Source organism: Bradyrhizobium sp. AZCC 1578, assembly GCF_036924675.1.
In the GTDB taxonomy this organism is placed as follows: domain Bacteria; phylum Pseudomonadota; class Alphaproteobacteria; order Rhizobiales; family Xanthobacteraceae; genus Bradyrhizobium.
In genome coordinates this window covers 2,481,096-2,496,677 of record NZ_JAZHRZ010000001.1, presented here as the reverse complement: position 1 = coordinate 2,496,677, position 15,582 = coordinate 2,481,096, and the positions used below count along the sequence as shown (strand labels likewise).

Sequence of the window (15,582 nt, the reverse complement as noted above, 5' to 3'; positions counted from 1 at the left end):
CCGAAAGTCGTCCTGCGTCCGAACATTGCCACGGCCTCGCGTTGAATCCGCCGCGGCAACTTTATCGGCAAGTACATTAAATCGCATTTAATCTGAATCTGAAATCACGACCGATTTCGTCAATGTCCAGGTAGTTTGGTGGGAGTCTTTTCTCGGTCGTCTTCGCGAAGGGCGGGACAGCGCTGCTGGCGCGTAGATTGTTCCGGACGCGGCGCAACGTGTAATGCTGCGCTGCGTCCGGGACACGAAGCCTAACCGCCATCCAGCGCTGCCAGCCGTTCTGCTTCCGCGATGTCGTCCATGGTGTTGGCATTGAAGAACGGATCGAGCGGCGCGACTGGCCATGTCACTGTGGCGAGCCTGTAGCGCGCGGTCCAGCGGTCGATCTTCCTGATGTCCTCGACGACCAGCGCGTGGCGAAGTTGTTCGCGCAAGCCGATGCTCCATAATCCGATCACCGGATGCGACTGGCCATCGGAGGCGGCAACGGCCAACTCGGCATTCTCCGCTTCCACCGCGTCATATAGCCTGGAGACCAGATCGCGCGGCAGGAATGGACAGTCTGCGGCGGCGCTGAGAACAAATTCTACATCGGGCCGGTTGGCCGCAGCCCAGTCGAGTGCTGCCAGAATGCCGGCGAGCGGGCCAGGAAAATCGGCGACGCTGTCGGCAATGACGGGAAGGCCGAACGCTGCGAAACGCGCTGGGTCCCCATTGGCGTTGAGGATCAGCCCGTCGCATTGTGGCGCAAGGCGCGCGATCACGCGGTCGAGGATGGTGCGGCCGGCGATCGTGCGCATCGGCTTGTCGCCGCCACCCATCCGCCGCGCCAATCCGCCGGCGAGCAGAACGCCAGGAATTTTACTCGTCACGCTCTTCGCCCTTGCGCTTGTGTCGCGCGGATTCTTCCTCGACATAGTCGAGGTCCTGGTCGAACACGATCCGCTCCTGTCCTGATAGCGCAATGAAGCGCTTGCCGCGCGTGCGGCCAACCAGCGTCAGCCCGACCTGCCGCGCCAGTTCGACGCCCCATGCGGTGAAGCCGGAGCGCGAGACCAGGATGGGAATGCCCATCCGCACCGTCTTGATCACCATCTCCGAGGTGAGCCGGCCCGTGGTGTAAAGGATCTTGTCGGCGGGATCGACGCCGTGCCTATAGATCCAGCCGGCAATCTTGTCGACCGCGTTATGACGGCCGACATCCTCGGTATAGCAGACGGGTGTGCCTTCCTTGCACAGCACGCAGCCATGGATCGCGCCGGCCTCCAGATAAAGCGAGGGCATGGTGTTGATCGTGCGCGTCATCTGGTAGAGCCACGAGGTGCGCAGCTCCGCCTTCGGCAGCGCCACGCTTTCCACCGCTTCAAGCAGGTCGCCGAACGCGGTGCCCTGTGCACAGCCGGACGTCTGCGTGCGTTTCTTCAGCTTGGCTTCGAAATTGGTGTGATGCTCGGTGCGCACCACCACGACCTGAAGGTCGTCGTCGTACTCGACCTCGGTGACGACGTCGTCATATTTCAGCATGTTCTGGTTCAGGAGATAGCCGAGCGCCAGATATTCCGGATAGTCGCCGATCGTCATCATGGTGACGATCTCCTGCGCGTTCAGGTACAGCGTCAGCGGCCGCTCCACCGGCACCCGGATTTCGACCGCCGCGCCCGTCTGATCGGTCCCGGCAACGCGCTCGGTCAGCCGCGGATCCTCGGGGTTCGGCACGATCAGGGGGGCCGGGGCTTTTTCCATCTTCATCATAGGACGCAGGTTAGCATGACTTTGTCTCCGGGCTGATATAAGGACCGGAGTTAACAAGTCACGGTCTAGCCGTCATGTCCGGGCTTGTCCCGGCCATCCACGCCTTTCTCGCTGCGATAGCGTCAAGACGTGGATGCCCGGGACTTCCAGGGTGAAGACGCGCTTCGCGCTTTTGCCCGGGCTTGGCGGGGATGCTAGTACCGCTGTCGGAGTATGAGATGAAAGTGATAGGCCTCGCGGGATGGAGCGGCGCCGGCAAGACCACCTTGCTGACGCGGGCGATTCCGCAGTTCGCAAAACAGGGCCTGCGGGTGTCCGTGATCAAGCACGCCCACCACGCCTTCGACGTCGACGTACCCGGCAAGGATTCCTGGCGGCATCGCGAGGCCGGCGCGGCCGAAGTTCTGGTGTCATCGGGGCGGCGCTGGGCCTTGATGCATGAGCTGCGCGGGGCGCATGAGCCGCGATTGCCGGAATTGCTGGCCAAGATGTCGCCGGTCGATCTCGTCGTGGTCGAGGGTTTCAAGCGCGAGCCGCACCGCAAGATCGAGGTCTATCGCGCCGCGAATGAAAAGCCGCTGCTGTTCCCTGACGACCCCGGCATCGTTGGAATCGCGACCGATACGGCGGTTGAAACCACGCTGCCGACCGCCCATCTCGACGACATAGAGGCGGTGACGGCGATGATGTTGCGGTCTGCGATATCGCTCGAAGACGTGCTGGCGAAATGCGAAGCTGAGGGCTGATCAGGCACATGGCGCAATTGTCCGACGATTGCTTTGCCTTCGGCGGTCCGATGATGTCGGTCGATGAGGCCGTCGGTCTCATTGCCACGCGTGTGACGCCGGTTGTGGATATCGAGACGGTTACGCTCGCCCGCGCCGATGGCCGCATTCTGGCGCACGAGATACTGGCGCCGCTGCCGCTGCCGCCCTTCACCAATTCCGCGGTCGACGGCTATGCGGTTGCGAGCCGCGACCTCCCGCAGCAGCAAGAGCAGACGTTTCCGGTTACCGGTCGCGTGCAGGCCGGTAGTTCCGCATCTGCGCCGCTCAAGCCGGGGCAGGCAATGCGCATCTTCACCGGAGCGCCGATGCCCGAAGGCGCAGATACCGTGTTCATGCAGGAAGACGTGCGCGTCGAGGGCGATAAGGTCGTGCTTCCCGCAGGCCTCAAGCCGGGCGCCAATGTACGCCCCGCAGGCGAAGACATCGCTTCAGGTTTTGCGGCGCTGCAGGCCGGGCAGCGGCTGCGGCCGCAGGACGTTGCGCTTGCCGCAGCCTTTGGCCTGACACAACTCGATGTCACAAGGCGCGTTCGCGTCGCCGTGTTTTCCACCGGCAACGAACTGGCCTCGCCGGGCGAGGCGCGCGCCGCGGTGCAACTGTTCGATTCCAACCGTTTCATGCTGATGGCGATGTTGTCGCGGCTCGGCTGCGAGGTCAGCGATCTCGGTATTATCCGGGATGATCGCGCCTCGCTGGCCCGCGCGCTGCAGGAGGTCGCCGGCGGTCATGATTTGATCCTCACGACGGGCGGCGTTTCGACCGGCGAGGAGGACCACGTCAAGGCGAGCGTCGAAAGCGTGGGCAGGCTGGTGCTGTGGCGGATGGCAATCAAGCCGGGACGCCCCGTCGCAATGGGCATCATCGACGGCACGCCCTTCATCGGATTGCCGGGCAATCCGGTGGCCAGTTTTGTCACTTTCGTCCACGTGGTGCGGCCGACCATTCTGGCGTTATCCGGTGCCCGGCCGGAGCCGCTTCGGCCGATGCCGGTTTGCGCCGCCTTCAGCTACAAGAAGAAAATCTCGCGCCGCGAATATGTCCGCGTCAGCTTGCGCGAGGGTGCCGATGGCGCGCTCGAAGCGGTAAAATTTCCGCGCGAAGGCGCAGGGCTCTTGTCGTCGCTGGCGGACACCGATGGCCTCGTCGAACTCGGTGAGGACATCACGCAGGTGTCGCCCGGCCAGACAGTCGGGTTCCTGTCGTATGCAAGTCTGATCAACTGATGTCCGTTGACGATGCGGGCCCCCTTCGCCATGGTCGGCGCATGACGACGACAAAACTCGATCTCGCTGGCCTGAAATGCCCGCTGCCGGCGTTGAAGACACGCAAGGCGCTGAAGACGCTGCCGCCCGGCGACAGGCTGGAAGTGCTCTGCACCGATCCGCTGTCGGTGATCGACATTCCGAACCTCATTCGGGAGACCGGCGACAAGGTCGAAATCACCGAGCGCAGCCCAAGCCGCATCGTGTTTCTGATAGAAAAAGCAAATGGGACGATATAAAAGCCGAATGCTTAGGCGATCCCGCGGGTAAGCCCTCGCGCGTTAATTAGACGAGTTCACGACAGCGTCCGATTGCCGGGTGCGACAATCGGTCCTACAAATCCCGGCATGAACTTCCCGACATCGAAGGCGAGCGCGGCGATATCCCCGGCAACGGTCAATGAACCGGCGGCCAAACCAGGCAAGCCGGCCGGCGGTCCCGAGTTCAGCGCGCTGGCGCAGGCCTCGATCCTGATTGTCGATGACGAGCCCGGAATGCGCAATTTTCTGGTGCGCACGCTGGGGCCGCATTGCAAGCACGTGGAAGAGGCCGCCGACACCGACGAAGCCTCACGCAAGCTCGACAAGAGCCGGTTCGACGTCGTCATTCTCGATAACATCATGCCGGGCAAGAACGGCGTCGACTGGCTGGCGGAGCAGCGGGCCGTCGGCTTCTTCGCCGATGCCATCCTGATTACAGCCTTTGCCGATCTCGATACAGCGATCCAGGCGCTGCGCGCCGGCGCAGTCGACTTCGTGCTGAAACCGTTCCGCTCTAACCAAATCCTCAATGCGGTTGCACGCTGCCTCGACCGGGTCCGGCTGCAGCGCGAGAACTACGTTTTGCGTTATGCGCTGCGCGCTTCATCCGATCGCACCTTCCTGCGCGACAATCTGATCGGGGAGTCGCCCGCGGCCCGCAGCGTGCGCGAAACCATTGCCCGCGTCGCCCGCCTACCGACATCGATCCTGCTCACCGGGGAATCCGGCACCGGCAAGGAAGTCGCGGCGCGCTCGATTCACTCCCTCTCCGATCGCGCCGACAAGCCCTTCGTGCCCGTCAATTGCGCTGCCATTCCGCCCGAGATGATCGAGGCCGAGCTGTTCGGTCACATCAAGGGTGCCTTTACGGGCGCGGATAGCGGCCGCGAGGGCCTGTTCCTCTATGCGCATGGCGGCACGCTATTCCTCGATGAAATCGGTGAGCTGCCGTTGCCGATGCAGAGCAAGCTGCTGCGTGTTCTCGAGGACCGCCGCGTCCGCCCCGTCGGCTCCGAGCGTGAAGTGCCGGTCGATCTTCGTTTCATCTTTGCGACCAATGCCGATCTCCAAAAGCAAGTGGAGAAGGGCCGCTTTCGCGCCGATCTCTATTACCGCCTGAACGTCATGCAGATTCATCTGCCGCTATTGAAGGACCGTGGCGACGACGTGCAGGAGCTCGCTACCATCTTCATGAACAAGCTTTCGATCCAACTCGGTATGCCGCCGGTTCCAATCGATAGCGCAGTGCGTGCCGCGCTCGCGAGTTACGACTGGCCGGGCAATGTGCGCGAGCTGCGCAATTTGATCGAGCGCACCTTGATCCTCGGCGCGTTCCCGGACGATTTCGCAGGCCCACGGAACGACGGGCAGGTCGCCACCGCCGACAGTCTCGCGGACCTGGAGCGCCGGCATATTCTTTCGGTGCTGAAGGAAACCGGCGGCAACCGCGAGGAAGCGGCGCGGCGGCTCGGCATCTCGCGCAAGACCATCGACCGCAAACTCGCGTTATGGAATGGCTGACCGGGCAGGCCGCATCGAGGAGCCGGTGCGCGGGGCATCCGTCCGCTTCCGGCTGCTCGCGATTGCGCTGCTGCCGATGCTGGTGATCCTGCCGCTTCTGCTTGGGGTCGCCATCTATCGCTGGAATGCGCGGTTTGACGCTACGCTGATCTCCAAGGTGAACGGCGACCTCACCATCGCCCACCAATACCTGGCCCGCATTCTGGAAAAGACCGGCGTTCAGATCCGCGGCCTGAGCCTTTCGTTCCGCTTTCGGGAGGTCGAAGAGCGGGAAACGATCTCCGCTGTGGAGACTTTGCTCGAACAGTCCCGCAAGGAGATGGGTCTCGACTTCCTCTATTTGATGGATGCCGGTGGAAAAATCATCGCCTCGTCACCTGCGCTTGAGGGACCGCCAAGGGCCGATTGGCCGATCATTACGTCGGTATTGTCAGGCGAATCTCCGTCGACGGGGATCGATATCTTCACCAACGACGAGCTTGCGGCGATTTCGCCGGCGCTTGCCCAGCGCGCGCGTCTCGACCTGGTGCCGACGCCAAACGCGGTGCCGACCGATCGCAGCACGGAAACCCATGGCATGGTGGTGCATGCGGCCAGCCGCGCCACGGCGCCCGGAGGAGGGCCAGCCGCGCTGGTTGGCGGGATTCTGCTGAACCAGAATTTGGAATTCATCGATACGATCAACGACCTCGTCTATCGGGCGGCCAGCCTGCCCGAGGGCAGCCAGGGAACGGCGACGCTGTTCCTGGACGACGTGCGGATTTCGACCAATGTCCGCCTGTTTGAGGGACGGCGGGCGCTGGGAACGCGGGTGTCGGCGGCGGTGCGCTCTGCGGTGATGGGAGAGGGGCGCACCTGGCTGGACAGCGCCTTCGTCGTTAACGACTGGTACATCTCGGCCTACGAGCCGCTCGTCGACACCTACGGCAAGCGCGTCGGCATGCTTTATGTCGGATTTCTGCAGAAGCCGTTCAACGACGCAAAGCTTGAGACGATTCTCATCATTGCGCTCGCGTTCATCGCGATCACTGCGGCAAGCGTGCCGATCTTCCTGCGCTGGGCGCAATCGATCTTCATGCCGCTCGAACGCGTCACGGCGACGATCGGTGAAGTCGAGAGCGGTAACCTCTCTGCCCGCACCAAACTGCCGGCATCGGGTGACGAGATCGGCCGCGTGGCGGTTCATCTCGATACCTTGCTGGACCAGATTCAGGAGCGCGATCGTCAGTTGCGCGAGTGGAACGAGGAGTTGAACACGCGCGTGCGCGAGCGGACCCGGGACCTCGAACTTGCCAATCTGAAGCTGGAGGCGACCACCAAGCAGCTCATCATGTCCGAGAAGCTCGCTGCCATCGGCGAGATCACCGCGGGCGTTGCGCATGAGATCAACAACCCGATCGCGGTGATGCAGGGCAATCTCGATGTCATCCGCAGCGTGATCGGCGCTGACACCGAGAAAGCCAAGGTCGAGTTTCGGCTTGTCGATGAACAGATCCATCGCATCAGCCAGATCGTCACCAAGCTCTTGCAGTTTGCGCGGCCGGAAGAGTATGCCGGCTATGTCGAGCGTCATGCGCCCGGAAGCGTTGTTGCGGACTGCCTGCCGCTGGTGCAGCATCTCCTGAACAAGACCGAAATCAGGGTTGCGCGGGAAGATCGGGCGAGCCGCCTGGTCTTGATGAACCGCACCGAGCTGCAGCAGGTCGTGATCAACCTCATCGTCAACGCGATCCACGCCATGCCGGACGGCGGCACGTTGACGCTGCGCTCGTTCGACGCCGATCGCGACGGCAACCCGGGCATCTCAATCGACGTGACCGACACCGGCATCGGCATGAGCGCTGACGTCCTGGACAAGGTCTTCGATCCCTTCTTCACCACGAAACGCAGGGAGGGGACAGGCCTTGGCCTTTCCATCAGTCAGACGCTGGTGAAGCGCCAGCGTGGCCAGATCACGGTGGAAAGCGGGATCGGCTCCGGGAGTACATTCCGGGTGTGGCTGCCGGAAGCGAGCTGACCGGACATTTTGTCCAGCGGCTATCAGGACATTTTGTCCGATACATCGGCAGGCATTTGGTTAAGTGATTGATTTTCTGCATCGCGCGATTTGGCACGCGGATTGCTGACTTCTCACTCAAGGGTTGGAGTGGGGAGGGCGCGATGATCGGATATTCGGTCGCAAGCTGGGCGACTGCGCGCGCTTGCCGTCTTCATGACGTGCCCACGCCGCACTTCAAATCGATTTTGCCTCGACTTGAACTCCGATCTGTCGCGTGGACATCGCACGTCCGCGCATACGGTCGGCGCTGCGTGGCCCCCCATCCAATACCCCGACCTCTCAACAATCGTGCCCGGTAAGGCAGCGAACCTGGAGAATATGCCTATGACGACAGCCGATGCCACGCTCGCACCATCGGGTGCGCTCGGGATTCTCGACAAGGAGCGAACGATTGCGACCGCCGGCTTCAATCGCTGGTTGGTGCCGCCGGCCGCACTCTGCATTCACCTGTGCATCGGCATGGCCTATGGCTTCAGCGTATTCTGGCTGCCGCTGTCGCGCGCGATCGGCGTGACCGCGCCGAAGGCCTGCCCCGACATGACGCTGGTGCAGGAATTGTTCACCACCACCTGCGACTGGAAAGTCGCCAGCATGGGCTGGATGTACACACTGTTCTTCGTGTTGCTCGGCGTCTCGGCCGCGATCTGGGGCGGTTGGCTGGAGCGCGTCGGACCGCGCAAGGCGGGTTTTGTGTCGGCGCTGTGCTGGTGCGGTGGTCTCGTGCTCGGCGCGATCGGCATCATCACCCATCAACTGTGGCTGTTGTGGCTAGGAAGCGGCGTCATCGGCGGCATCGGACTCGGCCTCGGCTACATCTCGCCGGTGTCGACGCTGGTGAAATGGTTTCCGGACCGCCGCGGCATGGCGACCGGCATGGCCATCATGGGCTTTGGCGGCGGCGCCATGATCGGCGCGCCGCTGGCGAACCTGTTGATGAATTATTTCAAGTCGCCGACCTCGGTCGGCGCCTGGGAAACTTTCATCGCGATGGGCGCGATCTATTTCGTGTTCATGATGATCGGCGCCTTCCGCTATCGTATTCCGCCGGCGGGCTGGCGGCCCGAGGGTTGGACGCCGCCGGCGAAAGCCAATGCGATGATTTCGCAGAACCACGTCCACCTGAAGGACGCGCACAAGACACCGCAGTTCTGGCTGATCTGGTGGGTGCTCTGCCTCAACGTCTCCGCCGGCATCGGCGTGATCGGCATGGCTTCGCCGATGCTGCAGGAAATCTTCGCCGGCAAGCTGATCGGATTGCCCGACGTCGGCTTCAACCAGCTTGACGCCACGCAGAAGGCGACCATTGCGGGGATTGCGGCCGGCTTTGCCGGGCTGCTCTCGCTGTTCAACATCGGCGGCCGGTTCTTCTGGGCCTCGCTGTCGGACAAGATGGGCCGCAAGAACACCTATTATACGTTCTTCATCCTGGGCATCGTGCTCTATGCGCTGGCGCCGACATTTGCGGCGATGGGCTCAAAACTTCTGTTCGTGCTCGGCTTCGGCATCATCCTGTCGATGTATGGCGGTGGCTTCGCCACCGTGCCGGCCTATCTCGCCGATATGTTCGGCACACAGTTCGTCGGCGCCATCCATGGCCGTCTGCTGACGGCGTGGTCGACCGCGGGCATCATCGGTCCCGTAGTCGTGAATTACATCCGCGAGTTCCAGCTTGCCGCCGGCGTGCCGCGCGACCAGCTCTACAACACGACGATGTACATCCTGTGCGCGATGCTGATCGCGGGCCTGATCTGCAACTACCTGATCAAGCCGGTCGACGCGAAGTGGCACATGAGCGACGCCGAGGTTGCCAAGCTGCAGGCGGCGACGGCGAGCGCGGGTAGCTCGGGGCCGTCAGGATCCTATGGCATCGGGTTCGGTGGGCTCGACGCCAAGGCTGCGCTGTTCTGGGCGTTCGTCGGCATCCCCCTGGCCTGGGGCGTGTGGAAGACGCTGGAAAGCGCCGTCAAGATCCTCTGACTCTTCTGGCCGTCGCGGGGCGAGCGTTCCGCGACGGCGTTTCAGGCGCGATGTCGAATTCAAATCGGGTAATCGGAAATCCAGATCAATGCGCATTCGCAATCGCAGCATGAGACGGCTTTATTGATCTCCCGACCAAATTCGCGTTCTCATCCAGTGATCAGGCAAAGCAAACGTGGTTGTTCCGGGCGCGGACAGGATCGAAAGCTCGCGGCCTGTGTTGCCCTAAATATCTGATAAATCTCTTGGCATCTGGCATGCCACTGAACTAGAGTTGGCTGGCAGACTGGCAGGAACGAGACGTTTCGATGGATCACGACGTACACGACCTACAAAAAGTCCGCTCGTTCGATCATCCGGGCGCGGGACGGAAGCGGGCCAAGGCGACGCCGAAGGGCCGCCAGGTCGACCCTATCGCGGCGCACGAGATTGAGCTCCTGCTCGGCGACCGGCCGCGGCGGCGCGACCTGCTGATCGAGCATCTGCACCTGATCCAGGACAAGTATCACCAGATCTCGGCGGCGCATCTGGCGGCGCTTGCCGACGAGATGAAGCTGTCGTTTGCCGAAGTGTTCGAGACCGCGACCTTCTACGCGCATTTCGACGTGGTGAAGGAGGGCGCGCCCGATATCGCGCCGCTGACCATCCGGGTCTGCGATTCGCTGACCTGCGCCATGATGGGCGCGGAAAAGCTGCTGCACGAACTGCAGGACAGTGCCGGCCCCGGCATCCGCGTGGTGCGCGCGCCTTGCGTTGGCCGCTGCGACACCGCGCCCGCCGCCGAAGTCGGCCATCACTTTGTCGATCATGCCACGGTTACGAATGTGCTCGCCGCCGCCAAGGCCGGCGACACCCACGCACATCTGCCCGAATATACCGACTATGACGCCTATGTCGCAGGCGGCGGCTACAAGCTGCTCAATCGCCTGCGCTCCGGCGCGATGACGAAAGAAGACCTGCTGAAGGCGCTCGACGACGCTTCGCTGCGCGGGCTCGGCGGCGCGGGCTTTCCGACCGGGCGCAAATGGCGCGCGGTGCTGGGTGAGCCCGGCCCGCGGCTGATGGCGATCAACGGCGACGAGGGCGAGCCCGGCACGTTCAAGGACCGCTTCTATCTCGAAACCGATCCGCATCGCTTCATCGAGGGCATGCTGATCGGCGCGCATGTCGTCGAGGCGACCGACGTCTATATCTATCTGCGCGACGAATATCCGGCGTCGCGCGAAATCCTCACGCGTGAAATCGCAAACTTGCCGCCCGGCGGTCCCGCGCTGCATATGCGCCGCGGCGCGGGCGCCTACATCTGCGGCGAGGAATCCTCACTGCTCGAATCGATCGAGGGCAAGCGTGGTCTGCCCAGGCACAAGCCGCCCTATCCGTTCCAGGTCGGCCTGTTCGGCCTGCCGACGCTGATCAACAATATCGAGACGCTGTGGTGGGTGCGCGACATCGTCGAGAAGGGCGCCGACTGGTGGAAGAGCCATGGCCGCAACGACCGCCACGGCTTGCGCAGCTACTCGGTCTCGGGCCGCGTGAAGGATCCCGGCATGAAGCTGGCGCCGGCTGGTGTCACCGTGCGCGAACTGATCGACGAGTTCTGCGGCGGCATGGCTGACGGACACACCTTCCACGCCTACCTGCCGGGCGGCGCGTCCGGCGGTATCCTGCCGGCCTCGATGGACAATATCCCGCTAGATTTCGGCACGCTGGAAAAATACGGCTGCTTCATCGGCTCCGCCGCTGTTGTCATCCTGTCCGAGCAGGACAGTGTGAAGGGCGCGGCGTTGAACCTGATGAAATTCTTCGAGGATGAAAGCTGCGGCCAGTGCACGCCGTGCCGCGTTGGAACCCAGAAGGCGGCGCTTTTGATGCAGCGGCCGGTCTGGGACCGCGAATTGCTGGACCAATTGAGCCAGGCGATGCGCGACGCCTCGATCTGCGGGCTTGGACAAGCCGCCTCGAACCCGCTCACGTCAGTGATTAAATATTTTCCGGAAGAATTCGTGCCGAAAGAGGCAGCGGAATGACCAAGATCAAGTTCGAACTCGACGGCCAACAGGTCGAGGCCAACGCGGGCGAGACCATCTGGCAGGTGGCAAAACGCCACGAGAAGGAAATCCCGCACCTCTGTTATTCGCCGGAGCCGGACTACCGGCCTGACGGCAATTGCCGCGCCTGCATGGTCGAGATCGAGGGCGAGCGCGTGCTGGCCGCGTCCTGCAAGCGCACGCCGAGCGTCGGCATGAAGGTGAAGACCGAAAGCGCCCGCGCCGTCGCGGCGCAGAAGATGGTGATGGAGCTTCTGGTCGCCGACCAGCCCGCGCGCGAGACCTCGCACGATCCCGATTCGAAATTCTGGCACTGGGCCGAAAAGGTCGAGGTGACCGAGAGCCGTTTCCCGGCGGCCGAGCGGTGGCAGGGCGATACCAGCCATCCCGCGATGAGCGTCAATCTCGATGCCTGCATCCAATGCGGCCTGTGCGTGCGTGCCTGCCGCGAGGTCCAGGTCAACGACGTCATCGGCATGGCCTATCGCAATGCCGGCGCCAAGATCGTGTTCGACTTCGACGATCCCATGGGTGAATCGACCTGCGTCGCCTGCGGCGAGTGCGTGCAGGCCTGTCCGACCGGTGCCTTGATGCCGTCGGTGATGCTGGACGAGAACCAGACCCGCGTCACTTACGCTGACAAGAAAGTTGATTCGCTCTGCCCGTTCTGCGGCGTCGGCTGCCAGGTCACCTATCAGGTCAAGGACGAGAAGGTCATCTACGCAGAAGGCCGCGACGGCCCGGCCAACCACAACCGGCTCTGCGTCAAGGGACGTTTTGGTTTTGACTACATCCATCACCCGCATCGGCTGACAAAGCCGCTGGTGCGCCTGCCGAATGCAAAAAAGGACGCCAACGACCAGGTCGATCCGGCCAACCCGTTCACCCATTTCCGCGAAGCTTCGTGGGAAGAGGCGCTGGACATCGCCGCAAAAGGCCTCGTGAAAATTCGCGACGAGAAGGGCGTCAAGGCGCTGGCCGGCTTCGGCTCGGCCAAGGGTTCGAACGAAGAGGCGTATCTGTTCCAGAAACTGGTGCGCACCGGCTTCGGCTCCAACAATGTCGACCACTGCACGCGGCTCTGTCACGCCTCGTCGGTCGCGGCCTTGATGGAAGGCCTCAACTCTGGCGCGGTGTCGGCGCCGTTTGCTGCGGCGATGGATGCCGAGGTCATCATCGTGATCGGCGCCAATCCGACCGTGAACCATCCGGTCGCGGCGACCTACCTGAAGAACGCGGCCAAGCGCGGCGCCAAGCTGATCGTGATGGATCCGCGCAGGCAGTCGCTGTCGCGCCACGCCTGGAAGCATCTCGCCTTCAAGCCCGGCAGCGACGTCGCCATGCTGAACGCGATGCTCCACACCATCATCACCGAAGGGCTGACCGACCAGCAATATATTGCGGGCTATACCGAAGGCTTTGATGAGCTCGCCGAGCGCATCAAGGAATTCCCGCCGGAGAAGATGGAAGCGATCTGCGGAATTCCGGCCGAGACGCTGAAGGAAGTGGCGCGAATTTACGCGCGCTCGCAGGCCTCGATCATCTTCTGGGGCATGGGCATCAGCCAGCACATCCACGGCACCGACAATGCGCGCTGTCTGATCGCGCTGGCGCTGACCACCGGCCAGGTCGGCCGCCCCGGCACCGGCCTGCATCCGCTGCGCGGCCAGAACAACGTGCAGGGCGCTTCCGACGCCGGCCTGATCCCGATGTTCCTGCCGGATTATCAGCCGGTCGGACGCACCGATCTGCGCGAGCCGTTCGAAAAACTCTGGCATCAGGATCTCGATCCGGTTCGCGGTCTCACCGTCGTCGAGATCATGAACGCGATCCACGCCGGCGAAATCACCGGCATGTATATCGAGGGCGAAAACCCCGCAATGTCGGACCCCGATCTGCAGCATGCACGCGAAGCGCTCGCCATGCTCGACCATCTGGTGGTGCAGGATCTCTTCGTCACCGAAACCGCGTTCCATGCCGACGTGATCCTGCCGGCCTCGGCATTTGCTGAAAAGAGCGGCACCTTCACCAATACCGATCGCCGCGTGCAGCTCGCGCGCGAGGTGATCCGGCCGCCGGGCGACGCGCGGCAGGATCTCTGGATCATCCAGGAGATCGGCAAGCGTATGGGCCTGCCCTGGAACTACAACGGACCGGCCGATGTGTTCACCGAAATGACGCAGGTGATGCCGTCGCTGAACAACATCACCTGGGAGCGGCTGGTGCGCGAGGGTGCGGTGACCTATCCGGTCGACGATCCGAACGAGCCCGGCAACGAGATCATTTTCACCACGGGTTTCCCGACCGCGAGCGGCCGCGGCAAGATCGTTCCTGCCAAGGTGATCGCGCCGGACGAGATCCCCGACGCCGAATATCCGATGGTGCTCTCCACCGGGCGCGTGCTCGAACACTGGCACACCGGCTCGATGACCCGCCGTTCGAGCGTACTCGACCAGATCGAGCCGGAGGCGATGGCGTTCATGTCGCCGAAGGACATGCGCAAGCTCAGCGTCTGGCCCGGCGATTTCATCCGCCTGATGACCCGCCGCGGCGCCGTCGAGGTCAAGGTGCGCTCCGACCGCGACGTGCCGGAGAACATGATCTTCATGCCGTTCTGCTACGCGGAGGCGGCGGCCAACTTGCTGACCAACCCAGCGCTTGATCCGTTCGGCAAGATCCCCGAGTTCAAGTTCTGCGCCGTGCGCGCTGAAAAGCTGGTGCTACAGTCTGCGGCGGAGTAGTAGGCGGCCCGTTACCCCATCTACAAAAGTCACGCAAAATTGTCGGTGCAAACTGGCTCGTACAGTGGGCTGACATCCTGCGGCACGGGCGGGACGCTGGTCCGGCGCGATGTCGTGCTGATGTGCTGCGCTTCCACGAATGCACTCAGGATTGCCAGCGCCAGATCGGCATGACGAGCTTCGACGGACTGATCGAGCCAGTCCGGCAGTTCGCGCTGCCGGGACAGTGCGCAGTACCATTCACCCTCATCATAGGCGATCCGTCGAATCTGCCATTGCGGCAATTCCAGATCGATCAGCGCCAGCGCGGCATCGATCCACGCGTGAGATTGGATCAATTGCTCGATGCGGGCGGTCTTTGCGCCGTGGGCTGTGGACGGAAATCGCCGGCATGCTGCGGCGATGTCGGAGAGGAATTCGACCGTCACGCAGCAGGCGTCGCGAAGCCGATCGCCGAGATCGGTGGTGACGCGGTGTTCCAAAAGAATTGACATGGCGTCGTCTCGTTCATTCGCGCGGCCGCGACTGCAACCGCACTCCCAAACTGGCGAAAACGCCATTCGAAAACGAGTGGGGGCGAGGGTTGTAAATATAGGGATTTCATAAGCGCTATCTCCGTCGTCCCTGCGAACGCAGGGACCCATACTCCGCGGCCGGTGTTGTTTAGAAAAGAAAGATAACAGGTCGCGAAATAATTGACGCCTGTGGTTATGGGTCCCTGCGTTCGCAGGGACGACGGAAGGCGTCTTTATGAGATTCCTATAACGTCGCCATCCTTCCCGTCTCGAAAACCTATGCGCCCGGTGGCACCTCAGGCCGGAACGCATAGCCGTATCTTCGGCTGCACGGTTCACGTCGCAGAGGAACATCCCATGCTGGACATTGTGATGCTGGCGCTCGCTCTCGGCCTCTTCGTGGCGGGCATTGGTTATGCCTATGTCTGCGAGCGGCTTTAAATGTTGACGCGTTTTCTTCGCGCGAACCGAAAACCACCCCGGATCAGGTCCGGGGCAGGCTTTCGCTCGAAGACGCTATGGAGGAGAGCGCCATGATCTTCGATTACTCGCTCGCCGGTCTCGTTTCGCTTGGCCTGCTGTTCTACCTGACTTACGCGCTGCTGCGCCCCGAGCGATTTTGAACGGGTCATGACCACGCTCGCCGCCATCGTGCTGGC

General features: G+C 62.8%; 13 protein-coding genes. 10 read left to right on the top strand and 3 right to left on the bottom strand.

Features of this window, described 5'->3' with window-relative positions; all coding sequences use genetic code 11:
- Nucleotides 1-251: 251 nt before the first annotated feature.
- Both mobA and fdhD read right to left on the bottom strand, forming a co-directional pair.
- Nucleotides 252-917, bottom strand: a complete 666-nt coding sequence (gene mobA / locus V1290_RS12085) for a molybdenum cofactor guanylyltransferase MobA (RefSeq protein ID WP_334364603.1) — start codon at nt 915-917, stop codon at nt 252-254.
- On the bottom strand, nt 862-1,752 hold the full coding sequence (fdhD, locus tag V1290_RS12080) for a formate dehydrogenase accessory sulfurtransferase FdhD (protein WP_334364602.1): 891 nt from the start codon (nt 1,750-1,752) through the stop codon (nt 862-864). The genes mobA and fdhD overlap by 56 nt, the downstream gene beginning before the upstream one ends.
- A gap of 218 nt (nt 1,753-1,970) precedes the next feature.
- Between fdhD and mobB the strand changes: the two genes are divergently transcribed.
- The 8 genes from mobB (at nt 1,971) to fdhF (ending at nt 14,408) form a co-directional block, all read left to right on the top strand.
- Nucleotides 1,971-2,498, top strand: a complete 528-nt coding sequence (mobB, locus tag V1290_RS12075) for a molybdopterin-guanine dinucleotide biosynthesis protein B (RefSeq protein ID WP_334364601.1) — start codon at nt 1,971-1,973, stop codon at nt 2,496-2,498.
- An 8-nt stretch (nt 2,499-2,506) separates the two neighbouring features.
- Nucleotides 2,507-3,763: a molybdopterin molybdotransferase MoeA gene (locus V1290_RS12070; RefSeq protein WP_334364600.1), complete on the top strand. Its 1,257-nt coding sequence runs from the start codon at nt 2,507-2,509 to the stop codon at nt 3,761-3,763.
- Between the two features lie 41 nt (nt 3,764-3,804).
- The gene (locus V1290_RS12065) at nt 3,805-4,041 is read left to right on the top strand and encodes a sulfurtransferase TusA family protein (protein ID WP_065744462.1); all 237 of its coding nucleotides are present in this window, start codon (nt 3,805-3,807) and stop codon (nt 4,039-4,041) included.
- Nucleotides 4,042-4,149: 108 nt separating this feature from the next.
- Nucleotides 4,150-5,583, top strand: a complete 1,434-nt coding sequence (locus tag V1290_RS12060; RefSeq protein WP_334364599.1) for a sigma-54-dependent transcriptional regulator — start codon at nt 4,150-4,152, stop codon at nt 5,581-5,583.
- On the top strand, nt 5,576-7,600 hold the full coding sequence (locus V1290_RS12055) for a sensor histidine kinase (protein ID WP_334364598.1): 2,025 nt from the start codon (nt 5,576-5,578) through the stop codon (nt 7,598-7,600). The genes V1290_RS12060 and V1290_RS12055 overlap by 8 nt, the downstream gene beginning before the upstream one ends.
- Before the next feature lie 366 nt (nt 7,601-7,966).
- On the top strand, nt 7,967-9,619 hold the full coding sequence (locus tag V1290_RS12050; protein ID WP_334364597.1) for an OFA family MFS transporter: 1,653 nt from the start codon (nt 7,967-7,969) through the stop codon (nt 9,617-9,619).
- Between the two features lie 308 nt (nt 9,620-9,927).
- Nucleotides 9,928-11,646, top strand: a complete 1,719-nt coding sequence (locus V1290_RS12045) for an NADH-ubiquinone oxidoreductase-F iron-sulfur binding region domain-containing protein (RefSeq protein WP_334364596.1) — start codon at nt 9,928-9,930, stop codon at nt 11,644-11,646.
- On the top strand, nt 11,643-14,408 hold the full coding sequence (gene fdhF / locus V1290_RS12040) for a formate dehydrogenase subunit alpha (RefSeq protein ID WP_334364595.1): 2,766 nt from the start codon (nt 11,643-11,645) through the stop codon (nt 14,406-14,408). The genes V1290_RS12045 and fdhF overlap by 4 nt, the downstream gene beginning before the upstream one ends.
- 29 nt (nt 14,409-14,437) lie before the next feature.
- Here the strand turns inward: fdhF and V1290_RS12035 are convergent, their stop codons facing one another.
- On the bottom strand, nt 14,438-14,902 hold the full coding sequence (locus tag V1290_RS12035) for a hypothetical protein (protein WP_334364594.1): 465 nt from the start codon (nt 14,900-14,902) through the stop codon (nt 14,438-14,440).
- Nucleotides 14,903-15,202: 300 nt separating this feature from the next.
- Here V1290_RS12035 and V1290_RS12030 point away from each other — a divergent pair, with 300 nt between their 5' ends.
- Nucleotides 15,203-15,364 carry a hypothetical protein gene (locus tag V1290_RS12030; protein ID WP_334364593.1) on the top strand — a complete coding sequence of 54 codons (162 nt, stop codon included), beginning with the start codon at nt 15,203-15,205 and terminating at the stop codon, nt 15,362-15,364.
- Between the two features lie 92 nt (nt 15,365-15,456).
- Entirely contained in the window at nt 15,457-15,546 is a 90-nt protein-coding gene (locus tag V1290_RS12025) for a K(+)-transporting ATPase subunit F (RefSeq protein ID WP_016846764.1), read from the top strand.
- The last annotated feature ends 36 nt before the right edge of the window (nt 15,547-15,582 follow it).

Coding starts and splice junctions, on each gene's coding strand:
- V1290_RS12030 (WP_334364593.1), top strand. CDS start 15,203: ATGCGCCCGGTGGCACCTCAGGCCGGAACGCATAGCCGTATCTTCGGC.
- V1290_RS12070 (WP_334364600.1), top strand. CDS start 2,507: ATGGCGCAATTGTCCGACGATTGCTTTGCCTTCGGCGGTCCGATGATG.
- fdhD (WP_334364602.1), bottom strand. CDS start 1,752: ATGATGAAGATGGAAAAAGCCCCGGCCCCCCTGATCGTGCCGAACCCC.
- V1290_RS12045 (WP_334364596.1), top strand. CDS start 9,928: ATGGATCACGACGTACACGACCTACAAAAAGTCCGCTCGTTCGATCAT.
- mobB (WP_334364601.1), top strand. CDS start 1,971: ATGAAAGTGATAGGCCTCGCGGGATGGAGCGGCGCCGGCAAGACCACC.
- fdhF (WP_334364595.1), top strand. CDS start 11,643: ATGACCAAGATCAAGTTCGAACTCGACGGCCAACAGGTCGAGGCCAAC.
- V1290_RS12065 (WP_065744462.1), top strand. CDS start 3,805: ATGACGACGACAAAACTCGATCTCGCTGGCCTGAAATGCCCGCTGCCG.
- V1290_RS12025 (WP_016846764.1), top strand. CDS start 15,457: ATGATCTTCGATTACTCGCTCGCCGGTCTCGTTTCGCTTGGCCTGCTG.
- V1290_RS12055 (WP_334364598.1), top strand. CDS start 5,576: ATGGCTGACCGGGCAGGCCGCATCGAGGAGCCGGTGCGCGGGGCATCC.
- mobA (WP_334364603.1), bottom strand. CDS start 917: ATGTCGAGGAAGAATCCGCGCGACACAAGCGCAAGGGCGAAGAGCGTG.
- V1290_RS12060 (WP_334364599.1), top strand. CDS start 4,150: ATGAACTTCCCGACATCGAAGGCGAGCGCGGCGATATCCCCGGCAACG.
- V1290_RS12050 (WP_334364597.1), top strand. CDS start 7,967: ATGACGACAGCCGATGCCACGCTCGCACCATCGGGTGCGCTCGGGATT.
- V1290_RS12035 (WP_334364594.1), bottom strand. CDS start 14,902: ATGTCAATTCTTTTGGAACACCGCGTCACCACCGATCTCGGCGATCGG.